This window comes from Streptomyces sp. NPDC058335 (assembly GCF_042723915.1).
Taxonomy (GTDB): domain Bacteria; phylum Actinomycetota; class Actinomycetes; order Streptomycetales; family Streptomycetaceae; genus Streptomyces.
The window spans coordinates 56,560-75,764 of record NZ_JBHXHX010000026.1 but is presented as its reverse complement, the minus strand read 5'-3'; the positions used below and the strand labels follow the sequence as shown (position 1 = coordinate 75,764).

Sequence of the window (19,205 nt, the reverse complement as noted above, 5' to 3'; positions counted from 1 at the left end):
CACCTCTTCGTGTCCGGCGACTCGGGCTGCGGTGCCGCGGAACGTAGCCGTAGCGGCGCGAACATTCAAGACTGACGGAACGTCAGAAACTCTGCCGGCTGCCGGACCGGCTCACCCGTCGTATCTCCGCCGCGTCGAACAGGTCCCACGCGCGCGGGAACGGCCCCTCGTCGTGACAGTGCCACGCCTCCCAGAACAGATCGGCGGGCAGCGCGTCCTCCGGGGCGTACACCCGGTACACGTACTGCCTGCCGTCGACCGCGGCCAGAGCCACCAGCCAGCACCCGCTCTCCATGCCCGTGAGACGTGACGGACGGCGCCCGCGGTTGCCCCAGGGGCGCGAGGCAAGGCGGCGCGCGCCCCTGAGGTGAGAACGGCCTGATCTCATCCGTAAGGAGGAGATTCCGGCCCTCGTCGTCCGCTCTCTGTGGGACGCGAAGATGGTTCCCTCCGGGGATGACCCCACCGGCCGGGACTGATGGGGTGGAAGATGTGCAACCGCGTATCCCCCGGCAGCCGGTCCGCGACCACGCGTTCCGCGCCATGGAAGACGACGCCGGGCTCAGTGCCGAGCTGGCGGCGGCGGTCGAGGGCGCGCGTCGGCGGGCCGTGCGCGACGGGGACCGGCAGATCGACACCGCGCACCTGCTGCACTCCCTCCTGGAGCACGACTCCGAGGTGCGCGCCGCCTTCGACAGCGGTCCGCAGCTCGCCCGCCTCTTCGGCTATCTCGTCCAGCGCAGCATCGGCTACGGCCTGCGCTGGCAGGGCGGCGTGGAGGACTCCGGCGCCCTGCCCGTCGTCACGACCGTCGAGGGCTTCTCGCCCCTCGCCTCCACCGCACTGCGGCACGCGCGCGTACGGGCCGCCGGGCGCCCCGGACCGCACGCCCCGGACGCCGGCCCGCCCTCCTACGGCGACATCGCCCGCGGTGTCGATCTGCTCGCCGCGATCCTCGCCGACCCTCAGGCCCGTGCCGTGGAGGTGCTGGGCCGGGCCGGCGTCGACCCCCTGGAGGTGTGCGCCCGGGTCGAGGCCGGCCTCGACGAGTACGCCGGGTACGCCGAGGAGGGTGACGCGCCCTGACGGGGCCGGCCCTCCTCCCGTCCAGTCGATGAGACAGGTGTCAACAGGGGTGACGCTCATGTCGTCGCCTGTCATCATGTGCCGGTGCATACGTCTGTGAGCAGTCAGGTCAGTCGCGGAAAGGGCATCGGGCTCTCTCTGGCGATCGGATCGGCCATCGCCTTCGGTGGGTCGGGAGTGGCGGCGAAGCCGCTGATCGAGGCGGGACTCGACCCGCTGCACGTGGTGTGGCTGCGGGTGACGGGCGCGGCCCTGGTGATGCTGCCCCTCGCGGTGCGCCACCGCGCGCTGGTGCGCCGCCGCCCCGCGCTGCTCGCCGGGTTCGGACTGCTCGGTGTGGCCGGCGTCCAGGCGTTCTACTTCGCCTCGATCTCCCGCATCCCCGTCGGCGTCGCCCTGCTCGTCGAGTACCTGGCGCCCGCGCTCGTGCTCGGCTGGGTGCGGTTCGTGCAGCGGCGGCCGGTGACCCGAGCCGCCGCGCTCGGTGTGGTCCTCGCGGTGGGCGGGCTCGCCTGTGTCGTCGAGGTGTGGTCGGGGCTCGGCTTCGACGCCCTCGGCCTGGCCCTCGCGCTGGCCGCCGCCTGCTGCCAGGTCGGCTACTTCGTCCTCTCCGACCAGGGCAGCGACTCGGGCGAGGACGCCCCGGACCCGCTCGGCGTGATCGCCTACGGCCTCCTCGTCGGCGCGGTCGTCCTCACGGCCGTCGCCCGCCCCTGGGGCATGGACTGGTCGGTGCTCGCGCACTCCGCCGCCATGGACGGCACCGGCGTCCCGGCCTGGCTGCTGCTCGGCTGGATCGTGCTGATCGCCACGGTCGTCGCGTATGTGACCGGCGTGGTCTCGGTGCGCCGGCTTTCCCCGCAGGTGGCGGGTGTCGTGGCCTGTCTGGAGGCGGTCATCGCGACCGTCCTGGCCTGGGTCCTGCTCGGCGAGCACCTCTCGGCGCCGCAGATCGTCGGGGGTGCGATCGTCCTGCTGGGCGCGTTCATCGCCCAGTCGTCCACCCCCGCCAAGGGCTCCGCGGACCCGGTGGCCGCCGGCAGCCCCGAGCGGGAGCTGTCCGCCCGCGGGACGGCGACCTGAGAGGGCCCCCGACTGGGCCGCGCCCGGCGACTGCGCCGGGCGCCGCCGTCGTACGGTCAGACCTCGGGCCCACGTCGCAGCAGGTGCTCGCGGGCTGCCGCGTCCCCCGGACCGCCGCGTGCCGCGAGGCCCGCCGCGATGCGCTCCCGGGTCTCGGCGGGCCGGTGGTTCGCGTACTTGAACTTGGCCCGTACGCCCGTCACTTCGAGCCGGATCCCCCGGATACCGGAGAGCAGTCGGCCGTACGGCATCTCGCCCGCCGCGACTCGGGCGGAGCCGCCCTCCGGCTGGAAGTGGCCCATCTGCCGGTTCAGCAGACCGGCCTTGGCGTCCGGGTCGTCGACCGGGTGGGCCGTGCAGCGCAGTTGGACGGCAGCGTAGAAGCTCGTCGGGGTGCCGTGCTCGGGCGGAGCCTCCAAAGGCGCCTGCCAGGGGCCGGGTATGTACACGTGGTCGTCGACCACGCTCAGCACGACCTCCGGGTCGGCCTCCAGCGCCGCCCACAGGGGGTTCGGCCGGGCGAGGTGGGTGACGGCCTCGCCGCGCTCGGCGTCGTAGGCGAAGTGCAGGGGCTGCACCCACGGAGGGTCGCCGGGCAGGCCGTTGACGGCGAGCTGGCCGAAGTCGCGCCGGGCCAGCCAGTGCTGCCACTCGGCGTCGTCGCGGGGCGCGTCCCAGGGCTGGATCAGCATCACAGCGTCCCGAGATAGGCGGGGAGTCCGGTGCCGGGGAGCAGGTCGGCCTCGGGGACCGGGGTGCCGTAACCCTTGCGGAGGGGGACGACGCCGGCCCAGTGGGGGAGGGCGAGGTCCTCGGGCTCCTCGTTCACCCCGCCGGTGCGGGTCTTGGCCGAGACCTCGTTCAGATCGATGCGGATGACCGCGGTGGCGGCCAGTTCCTTCTTGTTGGCGGGCCGGGAGTCGGCGGCACGGCCGGGGACGACGTGGTCGACCAGGGCGTCCAACGCCGCGAGCTTCTCCTGGTGGTCGGTGACGTCGTGGGCGAGACCGTGGACCACGACCGAGCGGTAGTTGATCGAGTGGTGGAAGGCCGAGCGGGCCAGGACCAGTCCGTCGACATGCGTCACCGTCAGACACACCGGCAGCCCCGGGTCGGCCTGCCCGGTCATCCGCAGCGGGCGCGAGCCGGTCGAACCGTGCGCATAGAGGGTCTCGCCGACCCGGCCGTAGAGCGTCGGCAGCACGACCGGCGCGCCGTCGCGGACGAAGCCCAGGTGGCAGACGTAACCCTCGTCGAGTATCGCGTGCACCAGGTCCCTGTCGTAGGAGGCCTTGTGCGCGGACCGGGTGGGGACCGTGCGGTCGGTCGGGGTGTAGGCGGTGGGTGACGTCACCGGCTGTGTGTTCCCCTGCGGCTGCGTGGTCCCCTGCATGGCGCTCTCCATTGCACTAGTGCATAATCGACTTTGTGCTAGGAGAGTATCGGATCACGGGTCGGCGTGCAGCCGACATTTCCGCGAGCGTCGAGCAGGCGGTGGGCGCCGGTGAGCTGGCGCCCGGCCAACCGCTGCCCCCGATGCGGGAGTTGGCCGAGCGGCTGGGGGTGAACCCGAACACCGTCGCGGCCGCCTATCGCACCCTGCGCGAGCGCGGGGTGATCGAGACCGACGGCCGACGGGGCAGCAGGGTGCGGTCCAGGCCGGCCACGACCGGACGCGAGTTCATCCGGGTGGAGGTCCCGGAGGGAGTGCGGGACGCCTCGGCGGGCAACCCGGACACCGCGCTGCTGCCGCCGCTCGGCCCGGCCTTCGCCTGGGCCGCCGCGCAGGGCGACCGGGAACCGGTCCTGTACGGACACGAGCCGGTCGAGCCCGAACTTGCGCGGACAGCCCGCGCCGATCTGGACGCCGACGGGGTTCCGGCCGGGCCGGTGGCCGTCACCACCGGCGCGCTGGACGCCATCGAGCGGGTGCTCGCCGCCCACCTCAAGCCCGGCGACACCGTGGCCCTCGAGGACCCCGGCTGGGGCTCGCTCCTCGACCTCGTCCCGGCGCTCGGACTGCGTACGGTGCCGGTCGGCGTCGACGACGACGGGCCGCTCCCGGAGGACGTGGACCGTGCCCTGGAGGACGGTGCTCGCGCCCTGATCGTGACCGACCGCGCGCAGAACCCGACCGGCGCGGCGGTGGGCGCCGCACGCGCGCGTGCCCTGCGGGCCGTGCTGCGCCGGCATCCGGGCACCCTGCTCATCGAGGACGACCACGGTCACCGGATCGTCGACCTGCCCCTGCACCCCCTCGCGGGAGTCACCCGGCACTGGGCCTTCGTCCGCTCGGTCGCCAAGGCCTACGGCCCCGACCTGCGGCTCGCCGTCCTCACCGGCGACGAGGTCACCCTCGACCGGGTCCACGGACGGCAGCGCCTCGGACCCGGCTGGGTCAGCCGGATCACCCAGCGGGCCGTGGTGCGGCTGTGGGCCGACGGCGCGGTGGACAGCGCGGCGGTCGCACGGGCGTACCGGACGCGCCGGGACGCGCTGATCGCCGCGCTGGCCGAGCGGGGGGTCGAGGCGCGCGGCCGCAGCGGGATGAACGTGTGGATTCCCGTCCCCGACGAGACGGGGGCGGTGGCCCGGCTGCTGCACGCGGGGTGGGCGGTCGCCCCCGGTGCCCGATTCCGGATCGGGGCTCCGCCCGGCATCCGGATCACCGTCTCGACGCTGGCGGAGGGCGAGGTGGGCGCGCTGGCGGACGCGGTGGCCTCCGCGGTGCGGGTGGGGGGTGGGAGGGGGTTCGTGTAGGCGGGCGCCGGGGCGGGGCGGCCTCGGTGACGGCCCGTACTGCTGGGATGCCGTGACCGTGGTGGTGGGACGGTGCCGTCGTCGTAAGGGCCGGCCGTCGGGTGACGATGCGGCTCACCCCGTCCGTCGGGTGCCGCGTGCGTGTCGCCCTCACGGGGGCCGTCCCCCGCCTGGAGGCGATGCGGCCGGTGACGGGAGGTCCACCCACCTGCGCCGGTCGGCGCGGGCGCGAGGCCGTCGTGGCTGGTTCACGCCGTTCCTCGGGCCCCTGCCCGTGCGCCCCGACTCGGCGTGCCGCCCTCCCGTGGCTACCTCTTGCGCCGGGCCTGGGTCAGTGCCGCTCCCGCCAGGACGATCACCGCTCCCACGGGTGTGGACCAGGTCAGTGACTCGCCGAGCAGGGCCACGCCCGCGGCCGTCGCGATGACCGGGATGAAGTACGTGACCATCTGGGCCGTCGTCGGGCCGACCTCGGCGACCAGGCCGTACTGGATGAGCAGGGCGAGGCCGGTGCCGAGGGCGCCCAGGGCGGCGATCGCCAGCAGCGGCAGCAGCGGGAAGCGGGTCGGGAACGTGGTGAACAGCGGGGTGACCACGGCGAGTTGGAGTGTGGCGAGGAACAGTTGCGCACCGGTCATCGACAGCGGCGAGCCGCCGCTGCCGCCGAGCGTGCGGCGCAGGTAGATCCAGCCGATCGGGTAGCTCAGGGAGGCCAGCAGTGCCAGGGTCGTGCCGCGGGCGTCCAGTCCGCTGAAGCCCTGCCAGGCGCCGAGGACCGTCAGCACGCCGAGGAAGCCGAGGCCCAGGCCCGCGACCCTGACCCGGGTGGGCCGGTCCTCGGAGAGGGCCACCAGGGAGAGTGCCATGCCCCACAGCGGTGAGGTCGCGTTGCAGATGCCCGCCAGGGTGGACGGGATCGTCAGTTCCGCGTAGGCGAACAGGGAGAACGGCAGGGCGTTCAGCAAGAGGGCGGCGACGGTCAGGTGTGCCCAGGTGCGTGCCCCGCGCGGCAGCCGCTCCCGCCTGACCGCCATGGCGACCGCCAGTACCGCCGTCCCGAACGCCAGCCGGCCGAGCGTGACCTGGAACGGCGCGTAGCTCTCCGTACCCACCTTGATGAGCAGGAAGCTGAATCCCCAGATCAGCGAGAGGAACGCGAATCGCAGGCGCCAGTCGAGAGCGCGACGGGGGGCGGCGGACGGGCCGGTGGCCGCGGACGCGGGCGGGGAACCGGTGGTGACGGTGGAACCCGTGGTGACGGTGGAACCGGTGGTGACAGAGGCGGTGGAGGCGGCGGTGGTCATGGTCATTACCGTCCCTGAGAATCACCTCGTAGCACAAGCGAGAATGTGCGAGCGGTATCTCGTAGCATCGCTTACATGTTGAACCTGGAGCGCCTGCGCACCCTCGACGCCCTCGCCCGGCACGGCTCGGTCAGCGGTGCCGCCGTGGGGCTGCACATCACCACCTCGGCCGTCTCGCAGCAGATGGCCAAGCTGGAGCGGGAGGTCGGCCAGCAACTCCTCGCCAAGAACGGGCGGGGCGTCCGGCTCACGGACGCGGGCCGGCTGCTCGCCGACCACGCGGCCCGCATCCTGTCGCACGTCGAGCTGGCCCAGTCCGACCTGGAGGCCCAGCGAGGGCAGGTGGTGGGGGAGTTGAGGCTGTCGGCGTTCCCGACCGCCGCGCGCGGGCTGTTCCCCACCGCGCTCGCCGGTCTGCGCGAGGAGCACCCCGGGCTGCGCGTGCGCTCCTGCGAGCTGGAGCCGGAGCACGGCATCTCCGGGGTGGTCCGCGGCGACCTCGACCTCGCCGTCGTCCTGGACTGGTACAACAAGCCGATGCCGGTGCCGGACGGGCTGGTCAAGGCGCCGATCCTGGACGACCCCGCCGATGTGGCGATGCCGGCCGGGCATCCGCTCGCATGGCGGGACGAGGTGGACCTCGGGGAGTTCGCCGGCGACGAGTGGATCACCTGGGGCGACGGCGAGTTCTGTCACGAGTGGCTGATGTTCACGCTCCGCTCGCGGGGGGTCGAGCCGATCGTCGGCCACCGCGCGGCCGAGACACACACCCAACTCGGGCTGGTGGCGGCCGGATTGGGCGTGTGCATCGCCCCGCTGCTCGGACGGCATCCGGTGCCGGAGGGGATTGTCATCGTCCCGCTCCGGCAGCGGCTGAGGCGGCACGTCTACGCCGTGTGGCGGGCGGACGCCGACCGTCGCCCGTCGATCAGGGCGGCGGTCAGGGCGCTGAAGTCGGCGGCGGACGACGTCGGTTGAGGCCGGCTGCCGACGCCGGCCGAGTGCCTACGGCTCGCCCAGCTTGCGGAAGTCCCACGACACGATCTTCTCCGGGCGCAGCCGCGCCCACGCGTGCCGTCCGTCGTGCGGCATGGCGTCCAGACCGAAGTTCTTGCGAGCGAACAGCGTCTCCACGGAGTCGAGTTCGGCGCACAGCTCCCCGGTACGCGGGATCTCGCCCACGAACTCCACGGTGCCGGACAGCTCCACGCCGCGCAGCGAGTCGTACTCCTCGCCCGTGTCGATCACGATCGCGACCCGTGGGTCCCGGCGCAGGTCGGCCCAGCGTCTGCTGCGCACCACGGAGTACAGCCACAGTGCTGAGCCGTCCCACAGGAACCACAGGGCGCTCACGTGCGGGGCGCCGTCGGCGGAGACCGTGGCCACCCGGCAGGTGCGCTCGGTGGTGAGGAACGCGCTCACCTCGCCCGGCGACATCATGATCTTCCGGCCCCTGCGCTGCGTGACGGTCATCCGGCCCTCTTCTCTCTCTGCTTCTCTCGCGTGGTGCCAGAGATCTCACGTCAAAAAAGGACGGCCCGCACAGGATGAGTCTTCTTCCCTGCTCGCGCAACGGTGGCTATCCTCGGCCGACTTGACCCGCACCGGCCCCCAGGGGGAGCCATGCCGTCGTCCGTGCAACTCGGTGATCTGCTCGACGCCCGTCACACCGTCCTGCTCACCGTGGAGTGCCAGCGGGGTGTCGTGGGCCCGGACGCCGCCCTGCCCGAACTCGCCCGCGCGGCACGCTCGTCGGGCGCCCTCGCCAATGTCGCCCGGCTGGTGGCCGGCGCCCACGAGAGCGGTGTCCAGGTGATCCACGCCGTCGCCGAACGCCGCCCCGACGGCCGGGGAGCGAACCGCAACGCCCGCCTCTTCCGCGCCGCCGATCGTCTCCCGGTCCGGCAGCTGACCGGCACCGCCGCCGTCCAGGTCGCGCCCCCGATCGAGGTCACGGACGAGGACTTCGTCGTACGACGGCTGCACGGTCTGTCGCCGATCCAGGGCACCGACGTCGACGCCCTGCTGCGCAACCTCGGCTGCCGCACGCTGGTCGTCGCCGGTGTCTCCGCCAACGTGGCGGTCCCCAACGCCGTCTTCGACGCGGTCAACCGCGGTTACACAGCCGTCGTCCCGGCCGACGCCGTCGCGGGGGTGCCGTCGGACTACACCCCCGCGATGATCCGCCACACCCTCGCGTTGGTCGCCACGGTCGCGACCACGGACGAGGTCCTGGCGTGCTTCGCACGGCGGGTCGGGCGTCTCAGGCCAGAGTGATCGAGTCACCGCTCACGGTGATCTGCACCTCGGGCAGCGGTTTCGTCGCCGGGCCGCTCTTCACGCTGCCGTCGGTGACGGAGAAGTTGCTGTTGTGGCAGGGACAGTTGATGACCCCGTCGGCGATGCTCTTGACCGCGCAGCCCGAGTGGGTGCACACCGCCGAGTACGCCTTGAACTCACCCGCCGTCGGCTGCACCACGACCACCTTCTGGTCGTCGAAGACCTTCCCGCCCCCCTCGGGGATGTCCGCGGTCGTCGTCAGGGCCGCACCCGCCGCGGCCCCGCCGCCGGTGCTCGCGGACTCGGAACCGCCGGTCGAGCCCGCGGAGCCGGACGAGTCGTCGTCGGATCCTCCGCACGCGGTCAGCGCGACGGCGAGCCCCGCGACTCCAGCGGCCGCCACGACCGTGCGGCGGGCGGGTCCCGAGGTGGACTGGAACGATGCGCTGGTCATGCTGGGTTCCCTTCGAGGGAGGTCGGATGATCTGCCGAGAGGTACGGGTCCCGGGAGCCGCCTGTTCAGCGGTCGTCGAGCCCGTTCGGACAGTGTCGAGATCCTGACCCGTTCGAGATGAGCGGGGCGTAAGCCACGGCTGTCGCGGAGCTGTCGGTCCACCGCCGCGGGCCCCCGCGACCCCAGTAGCCTGGGACGATGCTCAAGGAAGTCATCGCGACCCGTTTCATCACGCCCCTGCGTGAGGGCGGCTCGCTGCCGGGCCTCGTCGAGGCCGACGACCTCGCCGCCTACGTCCTGAAGTTCACCGGCGCCGGGCAGGGCCGCAAGACGCTCGTCGCGGAGGTCGTCTGCGGCGAACTCGCCCGCCGCCTGGGCCTGAGGGTCCCGCGCCTGGTCACCGTGGAGCTGGACTCCGTGCTGGGTCTCGGCGAACCCGACCAGGAGGTGCAGGACCTGCTCAGGTCCAGCGGCGGCACCAACCTCGGCATGGACTTCCTGTCCGGAGCCCTCGGCTTCGACCCGCTCGCCTTCCCGGTCGACCGCGCGGAGGCCGGGCGGATCGTCTGGTTCGACGCGCTGATCAACAACGTCGACCGCTCCTGGCGCAACCCCAACCTGCTGATGCACCGCGGCGACCTGTGGCTCATCGACCACGGCGCCACCATGATCTGGCACCACAACTGGCCCTCCGCCGAGACCTCCGCGGCCCGCCCCTACGACGCCTCGGACCACGCCCTCGCCCGCTTCCGCCCGGACATCGCGGCCGCCGCGGCCGAACTGGCCCCCCTGATCACCGCCGGCCTCCTCGACGAGGTCACCGCCGAGATCCCCGACGCCTGGCTGACCGACGAGCCCGGCTTCGACACCCCGGACGCGCTCCGGCGTGCCTACGCGGCACCCCTCCTCGCGCGCGCCGCCGTCATCCACGAACGCATCAAGGGGGCCGAGTGAACGAGCGCCACATCATCAGGGCCAGCGAGGCCAACGAGCGGGACGTCTACGAGTACGCCCTGCTGCGGATCGTGCCCCGCGTCGAACGCGGCGAGTGCATCAACGCCGGCGTGCTCGTCTACTGCCGCGCCCAGGGCTACGTCGGCGCCCGCACCCACCTCGACGAGGCCCGGCTGCTGGCGCTGGACCCGGCGGCGGACGTGGCCGGGGTGCGCGCCGCGCTGCGCGCCGTGGAGGACGTGTGCGGCGGCGGCGAGGCGGCCGGGCAGGCGGCCCACGACGACGCAGGGCGGCGCTTCCGCTGGCTGATCGCACCCCGCTCGACGGTCGTCCAGCCGGGGCCCGTGCACACCGGCCTCACCACCGATCCGGCGGCCGAGACCGGCCGTCTGCTGGACCTCCTGGTGAGGTGACGGGCCGGGTGATGAATCACACCGCCCTCGTGGGGCGTTGACACCGGGTGCCAAGGCTTCTAGCGTCACGTCTGCCGAAGGTACTAAGCGGTCGCTCACCGAGTCGACGGTGATCAGGACGGTCGCTCACCACACGGACGTACATTCTCGAGGGCGAGGAGAAGCAGCAATGTCCACCACAGAGCAGCGGGTCGCAGTAGTCACGGGCGCGGCGCGCGGCATCGGTGCCGCCACCGCCGTACGGCTGGCCGCAGAGGGCCGCGCGGTCGCGGTGATCGACCTCGACGAGGCCGCCTGCAAGGACACCGTCGAGAAGATCACCGCGGCGGGCGGACGGGCGATCGGGGTCGGCGCCGACGTCTCCGACGAGGCCCAGGTCGAGGCGGCCGTCGCGCGCGTCGTCGCGGAGCTGGGCGCCCCGACGATCCTCGTCAACAACGCGGGAGTGCTCCGCGACAACCTGCTGTTCAAGATGAGCGCCTCCGACTGGGACACGGTGCTCAACGTGCACCTGCGCGGTTCGTTCCTGGTGACCAAGGCGGTCCAGAAGCACATGGTCGACGCCGGCTTCGGCCGGATCGTCAACCTCTCCTCGTCCTCCGCGCTCGGCAACCGGGGCCAGGCCAACTACTCCGCCGCCAAGGCCGGTCTGCAGGGGTTCACCAAGACCCTCGCCTTCGAGCTGGGCAAGTTCGGCATCACCGCCAACGCCGTCGCCCCCGGCTTCATCGCCACCGACATGACGGCCGCGACGGCCGCCCGCATCGGCATGGGCTTCGAGGAGTTCAAGGCCGCCGCCGCCACCCAGATCCCGGTGGCGCGCGTCGGTGAGCCCGAGGACATCGCCAACGCGATCGCGTTCTTCACGGGCGAGGCCGCCGGCTTCGTCTCCGGCCAGGTGCTGTACGTCGCCGGCGGACCGCTCAACTAGACCACCAGGGATCACGGACATGACTGAACTGCCCGCACTCTCCGGCAAGGTCGCCCTCGTCACGGGCGCCAGCCGCGGCATCGGCTACGGCGTCGCCGAGGCGCTCGTCGCCCGTGGCGACCGGGTCTGCATCACCGGACGCAACGAGGACGCCCTCAAGGAGGCCGTCGAGAAGCTCGGCGCCGACCGCGTCATCGGCGTCGCCGGCAAGGCCCACGACGAGGCGCACCAGGCGATCGCAGTCGAGCGCACGATGGAGGCCTTCGGCCGCGTCGACCACCTGGTCAACAACGCCGGTACGAACCCGGTGTTCGGGCCGATCGCCGACCTCGACCTGAACGTGGCGCGCAAGGTGTTCGAGACCAACGTGATCTCGGCGCTCGGCTTCGCCCAGCGCACCTGGCACGCCTGGCAGAAGGACAACGGCGGCGCGATCGTCAACATCGCCTCCGTGGCGGGCCTCGCGCCCTCGCCGTTCATCGGCGCGTACGGCGTCAGCAAGGCCGCGATGATCAACCTGACCCAGCAGCTGGCGCACGAGTTCGCGCCGCGGGTACGGGTCAACGCCATCGCCCCGGCCGTGGTGAAGACCAAGTTCGCGCAGGCCCTCTACGAGGGCCGGGAGGCCGAGGCGGCCGCCGCCTACCCGCTGGCCCGGCTCGGCGTGCCCTCCGACATCGGGGGCGCCGCCGCGTTCCTCACCTCGGAGCAGTCGGACTGGGTCACCGGTCAGACGCTCGTCGTCGACGGCGGCATGTTCCTCAACGCGGGCGTGGCCTGACAACACCCCCGCCTCGCACGGGACACGGGCGCCGCTTCCGGAACCGGAGGCGGCGCCCGTCTCGTCGTACAGCCGTCGCACAGGGTCATGACAACGTCGTCATCGCCCGAGTGATCAAGAACGTGACGCAGGGGGCGGGTTCAGTCGGCGTGTCGCTGCGGTATGGTCTGCCAACCCTTGGCATGGCAGATCGAGGAGCGTGCGCGTGTTCAACCGGAACCGATCCTTGCAGCAGGTCGCGGCGATCGTGTCCATATCCCTGGTGGCCGGATGCAGCCTCCTGGGAGAGGAAGGCTCCGACGATGCCGGGCCGATCGTCGTGGGCACCACCAGCGCCCCCAGCACGCTGGACCCGGCCGCCGCCTGGGACGGCTCCTGGGAGCTGTTCCGCAACGTCTACCAGACGCTGCTGTCCTACCCGAACGGCGCGACGGAGCCGCAGCCCGACGCCGCCAGCTGCGAGTTCAGCGACAGCACCAGCCGGACGTACCGCTGCAAGCTGCGCGAGGGCCTCGCCTTCTCCGACGGGGGCAAGCTCGACGCGCAGGCCGTGAAGCACACCTTCGACCGGATCCTGGCGATCAACGCGCCCACCGGCCCCGCGGGACTGCTCGGCAGCCTCGACCGGGTCGAGGCCGTCGGCGACCGCGAGGTCGTCTTCCGGCTCAACAAGGCCGACGCCACCTTCCCGTTCGTGCTCGCCACCCCGGGCATGTCCCTGGTCTCCCCCGACGACTACCCGGCCAAGGCGCTCCGCGACGACGCCGACGGCATCGTGGGCTCCGGACCGTACGAGCTGAAGGACTTCAAGGAGAACGACCGGGCGGAACTCGTCCGCAACGGCCGTTACGAGGGCTCCGCCGACCGCAAGAACGACGCGGTGACCATCCGCTACTTCCAGGACTCCGGCGAGATGGTCAAGGCCCTGCGGGGCAAGCAGATCGACATCACCTACCAGGGGCTCGCCGCCGACGACATCGTCACCCTGGAGAACAAGGGCGACGAGAACGAGGGACTCCAGCTCGTCGAGGGCGCCGCCAGCAACATCAACTACCTGGTGTTCAACCCCAAGGACCCGTGGTCCGAGAAGCTGGCCGTACGCCGGGCCGTCGCCCAGGTCATCGACCGGGCCGCGATCGCCCACAAGGTGTACAAGGACACCGTCGACCCGCTGTACTCCATGGTCCCCAAGGGGCTGACCGGCCACACCACCGGCTTCTTCGACGACTTCGGCGACCCCGACCCGGACAAGGCCCGCGCGATCCTCGCTGACGACGGCATCACCGATCCGGTGCCGCTCACCCTCTGGTACACCACCGACCGCTACGGCTCCGACACCGCCCTGGAGTTCAAGGAGATCAAGGCCCAGCTGGAGGCTTCGGGCCTGTTCGAGATCACCCTCAAGAGCCGCCCCTGGAAGACCTACGTGGTGGGCTACCAGAAGGGCGAGTTCCCGGTCTTCGGACGCGGCTGGGCCCCCGACTTCCCGGACGCCGACAACTTCATCGCCCCCTTCGTCGGCGAGCAGAACGCGCTCGGCACGCCCTACCCGGCGAAGCAGATCACCCAGGTGCTGCTGCCCCGCTCCCGCGAGAAGAGCGACCGCGCCAACGTGGTGAAGGACTTCCAGGAGGCCCAGCAGATCCTCGTCGACGACGCCCGGCTGCTGCCGCTGTGGCAGGGCAAGCAGTACATCGCCGCCAACGAGGACGTCTCCGGCGCGGAGCGGGCGCTGGACCCGTCGACGATCATGATGGTGTGGGAGCTGTCCCGCAAGACCAGCTGGTAGGCACACCGCGGCCCTCGTTGTCAGTGGTCACCTGTAGGTTCTGGCCTGGAAGTGACCGCACGACGGAGGACGTTGACGTGACCGACATCGCCATGCTGCCCGCGACCTGGCGCGGGGTCCTGGGCGACGAGCTGCAGCAGCCGTACTTCAAGGAGCTGACGGAGTTCGTCGAGGAGGAGCGAGCGAAGGGCCCCGTCTACCCTCCGCGTGAGGAGGTCTTCGCCGCGCTCGACGCGACGCCGTACGAGCGGGTGAAGGTCCTGATCCTCGGCCAGGACCCGTACCACGGCGAGGGCCAGGGGCACGGCCTGTGCTTCTCGGTGCGGCCCGGGGTGAAGATCCCGCCGTCGCTGCGCAACATCTACAAGGAGATGCACGCCGAACTGGACACCCCCGTCCCGGACAACGGCTATCTGATGCCGTGGGCCCAGCAGGGTGTGCTGCTGCTCAACGCGGTCCTGACGGTCCGCGCCGGCGAGGCCAACTCGCACAAGGGCAAGGGCTGGGAGAGGTTCACCGACGCGGTGATCCGCGCGGTGGCCGAGCGGCCCGACCCGGCGGTCTTCGTCCTGTGGGGTAACTACGCGCAGAAGAAGCTGCCCCTGATCGACGAGACCCGGCACGTGGTGGTGAAGGGCGCGCACCCCTCCCCGCTGTCGGCGAAGAAGTTCTTCGGCTCCCGCCCGTTCACGCAGATCAACGAGGCGGTCGCCCGGCAGGGCCACGAGCCGATCGACTGGACGGTCCCGAACCTGGCCTGACGCTCACCCGACCCGACTCTCACCGGGCCGCTCCCTCGCCGGACCGGCCCGGTGCCGCCTGACCGGGATCTCCGGTGCCTGCGGTTAGCGTCGTCGCAACAACGCAAGGAGGGCTCGTGGCGGAGCATCGGCAGGAACAGGCGGCGCCGGACGCCGTGCTGACCCGGATCGGGCAGCTCGTGATGCTGCACCACGGGGGAGACCGGGAGGAGGCCCGGCGCCGCCTGCTGGAACTGTGGACGGAGTTGGGCGAGGAGGGCGACCCGCTGCACCGCTGCACCGTCGCCCACTACCTCGCCGACACCCAGGACGACCCGTTCGACGAGCTGGCCTGGGACCTGCGGGCGCTGACCGCGGCGGAGGAGCACGAGCGGGCGCCCGCGGTGCGGGCGCTGTACCCCTCGCTCCACCTCAACCTCGCGGCGGACTACGTCAAACTCGGCCGCACGGAAGCCGCCCGCACCCATGTGCGCAAGGCGCGCAGAGCGGCCCGGGGGCTGGGCGACGACACCTACGGCGACGGCGTGCGGGCGGCCATCAGCCGGATGGAGCTGCGGCTGGGGGAGGGCGGGCTGGACAACCTCCGCTCCGAGTAGCCGCGTAGCCGAGACGTCGAGGCGCCTCAACGTCCGTACGTGCCCTCGCAGATCACGGCCTCCGGGCTGCCCGCCCGCCAGCCCCCGTACTTCTTGCCGAGGGCGCACACATCGGTGTGGCCGCGCACCTCCTCCTTCACGTCGGGGATCTCGACGCGGGGCTGCGCGGGGTGATGGCGGTCCGGCCGGGCGGGTCCGGGGTGCGCCGGGGCCCGCGGGCGCGAGTGGGCGGCCGGGGGCTGCTCGGCGGGTGCCGGGGAGGCGGTCCGCCGTGGCGGTGCCGATGCCGTCGACTTCCGCCCGCGCTCCGGCCCGACCATCTCCAGCGCCTCCTGGGCCGGTGCCTGCACCACCTGTGTCTCGGCCCGCCCGTCGGGCCGGGGCACCGAGGGCTGGGCCGGGGCCGCGGGCGGACCGGGCACCGGCGGGTGCTGGACGGTCACGCATCCGGCGAGGGCCGAGACGGCCACGGTCACCAGAAGCGTTGCGGTAGTCGTCGTTCGCTGCACCCGCGCCACTCTGCTGGCTCCCGCCCCCCGAGGCACGACGGACAAGCGGAGGATGCCCCGCACGGGTGATCTCGTGCCCCCTGGGGAGGGCGCGCGGTGGCCAGGGGTGACGTGGCGTCAGTCTCCGGTGACGCCGTCGAGGCGCTCGCGCAGCAGGTCGGCGTGGCCGTTGTGCCGCGCGTACTCCTCGATCATGTGCGTGTAGATCCAGCGCAGGCTGAACGGCTCCGCGGTGTGCCGGCTCGTGCCGCGGGAGAGTTCGTCCAGCCCGAAGCCGGCCGCGTTGCGCCGGGCGGTCTCGATCTCGGCCTGCCAGGTGGCGTGGGCCTCCTGCCAGGTGTCCTTCTCGGTGAGGTGGAACTCGCCGTCGCGGTCCTCCTCGCTGTAGTAGATCGGTCCGGTCTCGTCGCCCACGAGGACCCTGCGGAACCAGCCGCGCTCCACGTCCGCCATGTGCCGGACCAGGCCCATCAGCGACAGCTCGGACGGTGGCACGGAGGCGGTGCGGAGCTGCGCGTCGGTGAGGCCCTCGCACTTCCACGCGAGGGTCTCCCGGTGGTAGTCCAGCCAGCCCTCCAGCATGGTGCGTTCGTCGGCGTTCTGGGCGGGTTCGGTGCGCTGCGTCGTCATCCCCGCATGGTCGCCGACCCGGCCCGCCGCCACCACGTGTTTTCGGCAGGGGAGGCCTCCGCCAGGCCGAGGGACCGGGTCAGGGGGAAACGGCCTCGGCGAGGCAGTCGGCCGGCGTGCCGGGGGGAGCGGCCCGTCGTCCGGCACCTCCATGGGAGCCGGATCCCTCGCCGAGGCTCGCCCAGGGCGGCAACCAGGCCATCGAGGAAGCCGTCGTCCTCGCCCACCACCACACCGACCTCCCCGCCTGCACGGCCGCCCGCCTGCGCCGTACGACGTCCGTCACCCGGCAGGTCCTCAGGGCGTCCCGCCTCAGCCTGGCGGCCGATCCGGTCGCCGTCGCCGTACGGAACGCGGTGCTGTCGGCGGCGGGCCGGGGCTTCTGCTGCGGGGGTTCGACGGGATCGCCGGCCGGCGGCCCCCGCAGGCCCCGTATGCTGCCGAACAGGCAGGCGCGGACCAGCAGTGAAGGAGCCCCCGTGAAGGTCGGCTGCATCGGACTCGGTGACATCGCGCAGAAGGCGTATCTGCCGGTGCTCGGCGCGTTGCCCGGGATCGAACTGCATCTCCAGACGCGCACCCCGGCCACCCTCGACCGGGTCGCCGGCACCCTGCGCCTGCCGGCCGGGCAGCGCCACCGCGACCTCGACGCGCTCCTCGCCGAGGGCCTGGACGCGGCCTTCGTGCACGCCCCCACCGCCGTCCACCCGGAGATCGTCACCCGGCTCCTGGAGGCGGGCGTCCCGACCTACGTCGACAAGCCGCTGGCGTACGAACTCGCCGACTCCGAACGGCTCGTGGCGCTCGCGGAGGAACGCGGGACGAGCCTGGCCGTCGGCTTCAACCGCCGTTACGCCCCCGGATACGCGCAGTGCGCCGACCACCCGCGCGAGCTGATCCTGATGCAGAAGAACCGCGTCGGGCTGCCCGAGGAACCCCGTTCGATGATCCTCGACGACTTCATCCACGTCGTCGACACCCTGCGCTTCCTCGCACCGGGACCGGTCGACGACGTGACCGTGCGGGCCCGCGTCGAGGGCGGGCTGCTGCACCACGTCGTCCTCCAGCTCGCCGGGGACGGCTTCACCGCGCTCGGCGTGATGAACCGGCTCAGCGGGTCCAACGAGGAGATCCTGGAGGTGTCCGGCCAGGACACCAAGCGCCAGGTCGTCAATCTCGCCGAGGTGATCGACCACAAGGGGCAGCCGACCGTGCGGCGGCGCGGCGACTGGGTGCCGGTGGCCCGCCAGCGTGGCATCGAGCAGGCCGTGCTGGCCTTCCTCGACGCCGTCCGCGCCGGAAAGACGCTCAGTGCCCGCGACGCGCTGGCGACTCACGAACTGTGCGAGCGGGTGGTCCGAGCGGTACGGGAGCGTTCCGGCGCGGCCTGACCGCCCGGACCCCCTCCACCAGGCCGAGTCCCGCGAGGACCAGCAGGGCCGCGTGGACCGGCCAGTCGCCGAAGCGGACGTACGGGGTGACACCACCGGTGAGCGGCACCTCGTAGACGGCCGTGGTGCTCGCGTCCGTACCCAGCCACGGACCGATCCGCCCGCCGCTCGCGTCGTACACCGCGGAGACACCCGTCAGCGTCGCGTGCACGAAGGGGCGGCCGGTCTCCGCGGCCCGCAGGGCGCCCAGCGAGGCGTGCTGGGCGGGGGCCCAGCTGTTCTGGAACGTCGACGTCGACGACTCGGCGACCAGGACGTCGGTGCCGGCCTCGACGAGATGGCGGCTCATGTCGGGGAACGCCGTCTCGAAACACACCATCGGCCCGATGCGCAGGCCGGGCCCGGCGTTCATCACGACCTGCTCCGTGCCGCGCCGCCGGTCCTCGCCGGCCGCCTTGCCCACGGACGTGGCCCAGCCCAGCAGCGAACGGGCGGGGACGTACTCGCCGAAGGGCACCAACCGCATCTTGTCGTACCGGTCGCCGGTCGGTCCGTCCGGTCCGACCAGGACCGAACTCTTGTAGATGCCGGGCCGGTCGGAGCGGCGGGCGTCCACGTTGACCAGGATGCCCGCGCCGGTCGCGCGCGACAGCTCCGCCAGGCGGCGGGCCAGGTCGGGCCGGTCGTCCAGGTCGTGGCCGACACTGCTCTCGCCCCAGACGATCAGATCGACGTCCTGCCCGACGAGCCGGCGGGTCAGCTGCTCCTCGCGGTCGAAGCGGCGGTCGGGCCCGTCGACGACACCGGCCTGCACGACGGCTATCCGCGCCTGCCCGTCGGCGTCCGGCCGCGGCGACCACACCCACGCGGCCGAGGCCGCGGCGGCCGTCGCCACGAGCCCGGCGACGGCCGGCACCCGGTGCGCCGGAACGGCGACGAGCAGGGCGACGGCGACATTGACGGCCACCACCAGGAAGCTCAGCAGCCACACGCCGCCGACCGACGCCAGCCGCAGCGCCGGCTCCACCTGCCACTGACTGGCCCCGAGCACGCCCCACGGCCCGCCCAGCCCCTGCCAGGAACGGACCAGTTCCACGGTCAGCCAGCCCGAGGGCACCACCAGCAGCGCGGCCGCGGCCCGCCCCCGCGAGGGCGCCCCGCCGAGGAAGCGACGCACCAGCCAGCCCCACGGCGCCCACAACGCCCCCAGCAGGGCGGCGAGGACCAGCGTGAACACATGCAGGCTCGGCAGCAGCCACACATGCATCGACAGCATGAACCCGAACCCGCCGGCCCATCCGTCGTACAGGGCCCGCCTCCCCGTCGGAGCCGAACGCACCAGCAGGAGCCAGGGGATCAGCGCGGCGTACGCCCACCACCACAGGCCGGGGGCCGGGTAGGCCGGTACGGGCAGCGCGCCCGCCAGGGCCACGAGGACAGAGCGCCGCCACGGGGAGGAGAGCCAGTGACCGAAGGTCTTCAT

The 19,205-nt window shown here is 72.5% G+C and carries 22 protein-coding genes; 13 read left to right on the top strand and 9 right to left on the bottom strand.

The annotated features are described in order from the left end of the window. Nucleotides 1-82: 82 nt before the first annotated feature. A complete protein-coding gene (locus ACFWJX_RS35895) occupies nt 83-295 on the bottom strand; it encodes a hypothetical protein (protein WP_383250559.1) in 213 nt (70 codons plus the stop codon). Nucleotides 296-492: 197 nt separating this feature from the next. Between ACFWJX_RS35895 and ACFWJX_RS35890 the strand changes: the two genes are divergently transcribed. Together ACFWJX_RS35890 and ACFWJX_RS35885 are read left to right on the top strand one after the other, a co-directional pair. Continuing rightward, nucleotides 493-1,086 (top strand): Clp protease N-terminal domain-containing protein, encoded by a 594-nt coding sequence (locus ACFWJX_RS35890; protein WP_383250557.1) that lies wholly within the window; start codon nt 493-495, stop codon nt 1,084-1,086. Nucleotides 1,087-1,164: 78 nt separating this feature from the next. Continuing rightward, nucleotides 1,165-2,169, top strand: coding sequence for a DMT family transporter (locus ACFWJX_RS35885; RefSeq protein WP_383250555.1), 1,005 nt, complete (start codon nt 1,165-1,167; stop codon nt 2,167-2,169). 56 nt (nt 2,170-2,225) lie between these two features. Here ACFWJX_RS35885 and ACFWJX_RS35880 read toward each other — a convergent pair whose 3' ends face one another. Next, nucleotides 2,226-2,861 carry an FMN-binding negative transcriptional regulator gene (locus ACFWJX_RS35880; protein ID WP_383250553.1) on the bottom strand — a complete coding sequence of 212 codons (636 nt, stop codon included), beginning with the start codon at nt 2,859-2,861 and terminating at the stop codon, nt 2,226-2,228. Continuing rightward, on the bottom strand, nt 2,861-3,562 hold the full coding sequence (locus ACFWJX_RS35875) for a pyridoxamine 5'-phosphate oxidase family protein (protein WP_383250551.1): 702 nt from the start codon (nt 3,560-3,562) through the stop codon (nt 2,861-2,863). Before ACFWJX_RS35875 ends, ACFWJX_RS35880 begins: the two co-directional genes overlap by 1 nt. Nucleotides 3,563-3,597: 35 nt before the next feature. On the opposite strand from ACFWJX_RS35875, the gene ACFWJX_RS35870 reads away from it, so the two are divergent. Then, entirely contained in the window at nt 3,598-4,929 is a 1,332-nt protein-coding gene (locus ACFWJX_RS35870) for an aminotransferase class I/II-fold pyridoxal phosphate-dependent enzyme (RefSeq protein ID WP_383250550.1), read from the top strand. A 308-nt stretch (nt 4,930-5,237) separates the two neighbouring features. Here the strand turns inward: ACFWJX_RS35870 and ACFWJX_RS35865 are convergent, their stop codons facing one another. Next, a complete protein-coding gene (locus ACFWJX_RS35865; RefSeq protein WP_383250549.1) occupies nt 5,238-6,233 on the bottom strand; it encodes a DMT family transporter in 996 nt (331 codons plus the stop codon). Nucleotides 6,234-6,308: 75 nt separating this feature from the next. Between ACFWJX_RS35865 and ACFWJX_RS35860 the strand changes: the two genes are divergently transcribed. Next, a complete protein-coding gene (locus tag ACFWJX_RS35860) occupies nt 6,309-7,211 on the top strand; it encodes a LysR family transcriptional regulator (protein ID WP_383250547.1) in 903 nt (300 codons plus the stop codon). 27 nt (nt 7,212-7,238) lie between these two features. Here ACFWJX_RS35860 and ACFWJX_RS35855 read toward each other — a convergent pair whose 3' ends face one another. Continuing rightward, entirely contained in the window at nt 7,239-7,706 is a 468-nt protein-coding gene (locus ACFWJX_RS35855; RefSeq protein WP_383250546.1) for a pyridoxamine 5'-phosphate oxidase family protein, read from the bottom strand. A 150-nt stretch (nt 7,707-7,856) separates the two neighbouring features. Here ACFWJX_RS35855 and ACFWJX_RS35850 point away from each other — a divergent pair, with 150 nt between their 5' ends. Next, nucleotides 7,857-8,510 (top strand): cysteine hydrolase, encoded by a 654-nt coding sequence (locus tag ACFWJX_RS35850; RefSeq protein ID WP_383250544.1) that lies wholly within the window; start codon nt 7,857-7,859, stop codon nt 8,508-8,510. Here ACFWJX_RS35850 and ACFWJX_RS35845 read toward each other — a convergent pair. Continuing rightward, nucleotides 8,497-8,967 (bottom strand): Rieske (2Fe-2S) protein, encoded by a 471-nt coding sequence (locus ACFWJX_RS35845; RefSeq protein ID WP_383250542.1) that lies wholly within the window; start codon nt 8,965-8,967, stop codon nt 8,497-8,499. The two genes, ACFWJX_RS35850 and ACFWJX_RS35845, sit on opposite strands and share 14 nt — an antisense overlap. A 198-nt stretch (nt 8,968-9,165) precedes the next feature. Here ACFWJX_RS35845 and ACFWJX_RS35840 point away from each other — a divergent pair, with 198 nt between their 5' ends. The 7 genes from ACFWJX_RS35840 to ACFWJX_RS35810 all read left to right on the top strand — a co-directional run bounded on the left by ACFWJX_RS35840 (nt 9,166) and on the right by ACFWJX_RS35810 (nt 15,192). Further along, nucleotides 9,166-9,921 carry a HipA family kinase gene (locus ACFWJX_RS35840; RefSeq protein WP_383250540.1) on the top strand — a complete coding sequence of 252 codons (756 nt, stop codon included), beginning with the start codon at nt 9,166-9,168 and terminating at the stop codon, nt 9,919-9,921. Continuing rightward, the gene (locus ACFWJX_RS35835; RefSeq protein WP_383250539.1) at nt 9,918-10,334 is read left to right on the top strand and encodes a DUF3037 domain-containing protein; all 417 of its coding nucleotides are present in this window, start codon (nt 9,918-9,920) and stop codon (nt 10,332-10,334) included. Before ACFWJX_RS35840 ends, ACFWJX_RS35835 begins: the two co-directional genes overlap by 4 nt. A 169-nt stretch (nt 10,335-10,503) precedes the next feature. Next, entirely contained in the window at nt 10,504-11,265 is a 762-nt protein-coding gene (gene fabG / locus ACFWJX_RS35830; RefSeq protein WP_383250537.1) for a 3-oxoacyl-ACP reductase FabG, read from the top strand. A 19-nt stretch (nt 11,266-11,284) separates the two neighbouring features. Then, nucleotides 11,285-12,046: an SDR family oxidoreductase gene (locus ACFWJX_RS35825; RefSeq protein ID WP_383250535.1), complete on the top strand. Its 762-nt coding sequence runs from the start codon at nt 11,285-11,287 to the stop codon at nt 12,044-12,046. A 205-nt stretch (nt 12,047-12,251) separates the two neighbouring features. Then, a complete protein-coding gene (locus tag ACFWJX_RS35820; RefSeq protein WP_383250533.1) occupies nt 12,252-13,835 on the top strand; it encodes an ABC transporter substrate-binding protein in 1,584 nt (527 codons plus the stop codon). Nucleotides 13,836-13,912: 77 nt separating this feature from the next. Then, nucleotides 13,913-14,596, top strand: coding sequence for a uracil-DNA glycosylase (ung, locus tag ACFWJX_RS35815; protein ID WP_383250532.1), 684 nt, complete (start codon nt 13,913-13,915; stop codon nt 14,594-14,596). Nucleotides 14,597-14,712: 116 nt separating this feature from the next. Continuing rightward, entirely contained in the window at nt 14,713-15,192 is a 480-nt protein-coding gene (locus ACFWJX_RS35810; RefSeq protein WP_383250530.1) for a hypothetical protein, read from the top strand. 26 nt (nt 15,193-15,218) lie between these two features. On the opposite strand, the gene ACFWJX_RS35805 is transcribed toward ACFWJX_RS35810, so the two are convergent. Together ACFWJX_RS35805 and ACFWJX_RS35800 are read right to left on the bottom strand one after the other, a co-directional pair. Next, nucleotides 15,219-15,710 (bottom strand): hypothetical protein, encoded by a 492-nt coding sequence (locus ACFWJX_RS35805; protein WP_383250529.1) that lies wholly within the window; start codon nt 15,708-15,710, stop codon nt 15,219-15,221. Nucleotides 15,711-15,818: 108 nt separating this feature from the next. Further along, complete coding sequence (locus tag ACFWJX_RS35800; protein ID WP_383250527.1) at nt 15,819-16,331, bottom strand: DinB family protein; 513 nt, start codon at nt 16,329-16,331, stop codon at nt 15,819-15,821. Nucleotides 16,332-16,810: 479 nt separating this feature from the next. On the opposite strand from ACFWJX_RS35800, the gene ACFWJX_RS35795 reads away from it, so the two are divergent. Beyond that, the gene (locus ACFWJX_RS35795; RefSeq protein ID WP_383250614.1) at nt 16,811-17,722 is read left to right on the top strand and encodes a Gfo/Idh/MocA family protein; all 912 of its coding nucleotides are present in this window, start codon (nt 16,811-16,813) and stop codon (nt 17,720-17,722) included. Here ACFWJX_RS35795 and lnt read toward each other — a convergent pair. After that, complete coding sequence (lnt, locus tag ACFWJX_RS35790; protein WP_383250526.1) at nt 17,640-19,205, bottom strand: apolipoprotein N-acyltransferase; 1,566 nt, start codon at nt 19,203-19,205, stop codon at nt 17,640-17,642. The genes ACFWJX_RS35795 and lnt overlap by 83 nt on opposite strands.

Bases quoted from the DNA above. Each gene is read 5' to 3' on its own strand.
- ACFWJX_RS35895 (WP_383250559.1), bottom strand. From the start codon at position 295: ATGGAGAGCGGGTGCTGGCTGGTGGCTCTGGCCGCGGTCGACGGCAGG.
- ACFWJX_RS35880 (WP_383250553.1), bottom strand. From the start codon at position 2,861: ATGCTGATCCAGCCCTGGGACGCGCCCCGCGACGACGCCGAGTGGCAG.
- ACFWJX_RS35875 (WP_383250551.1), bottom strand. From the start codon at position 3,562: ATGCAGGGGACCACGCAGCCGCAGGGGAACACACAGCCGGTGACGTCA.
- ACFWJX_RS35865 (WP_383250549.1), bottom strand. From the start codon at position 6,233: ATGACCACCGCCGCCTCCACCGCCTCTGTCACCACCGGTTCCACCGTC.
- ACFWJX_RS35860 (WP_383250547.1), top strand. From the start codon at position 6,309: ATGTTGAACCTGGAGCGCCTGCGCACCCTCGACGCCCTCGCCCGGCAC.
- ACFWJX_RS35855 (WP_383250546.1), bottom strand. From the start codon at position 7,706: ATGACCGTCACGCAGCGCAGGGGCCGGAAGATCATGATGTCGCCGGGC.
- ACFWJX_RS35850 (WP_383250544.1), top strand. From the start codon at position 7,857: ATGCCGTCGTCCGTGCAACTCGGTGATCTGCTCGACGCCCGTCACACC.
- ACFWJX_RS35845 (WP_383250542.1), bottom strand. From the start codon at position 8,967: ATGACCAGCGCATCGTTCCAGTCCACCTCGGGACCCGCCCGCCGCACG.
- ACFWJX_RS35840 (WP_383250540.1), top strand. From the start codon at position 9,166: ATGCTCAAGGAAGTCATCGCGACCCGTTTCATCACGCCCCTGCGTGAG.
- fabG (WP_383250537.1), top strand. From the start codon at position 10,504: ATGTCCACCACAGAGCAGCGGGTCGCAGTAGTCACGGGCGCGGCGCGC.
- ACFWJX_RS35825 (WP_383250535.1), top strand. From the start codon at position 11,285: ATGACTGAACTGCCCGCACTCTCCGGCAAGGTCGCCCTCGTCACGGGC.
- ACFWJX_RS35800 (WP_383250527.1), bottom strand. From the start codon at position 16,331: ATGACGACGCAGCGCACCGAACCCGCCCAGAACGCCGACGAACGCACC.
- lnt (WP_383250526.1), bottom strand. From the start codon at position 19,205: ATGAAGACCTTCGGTCACTGGCTCTCCTCCCCGTGGCGGCGCTCTGTC.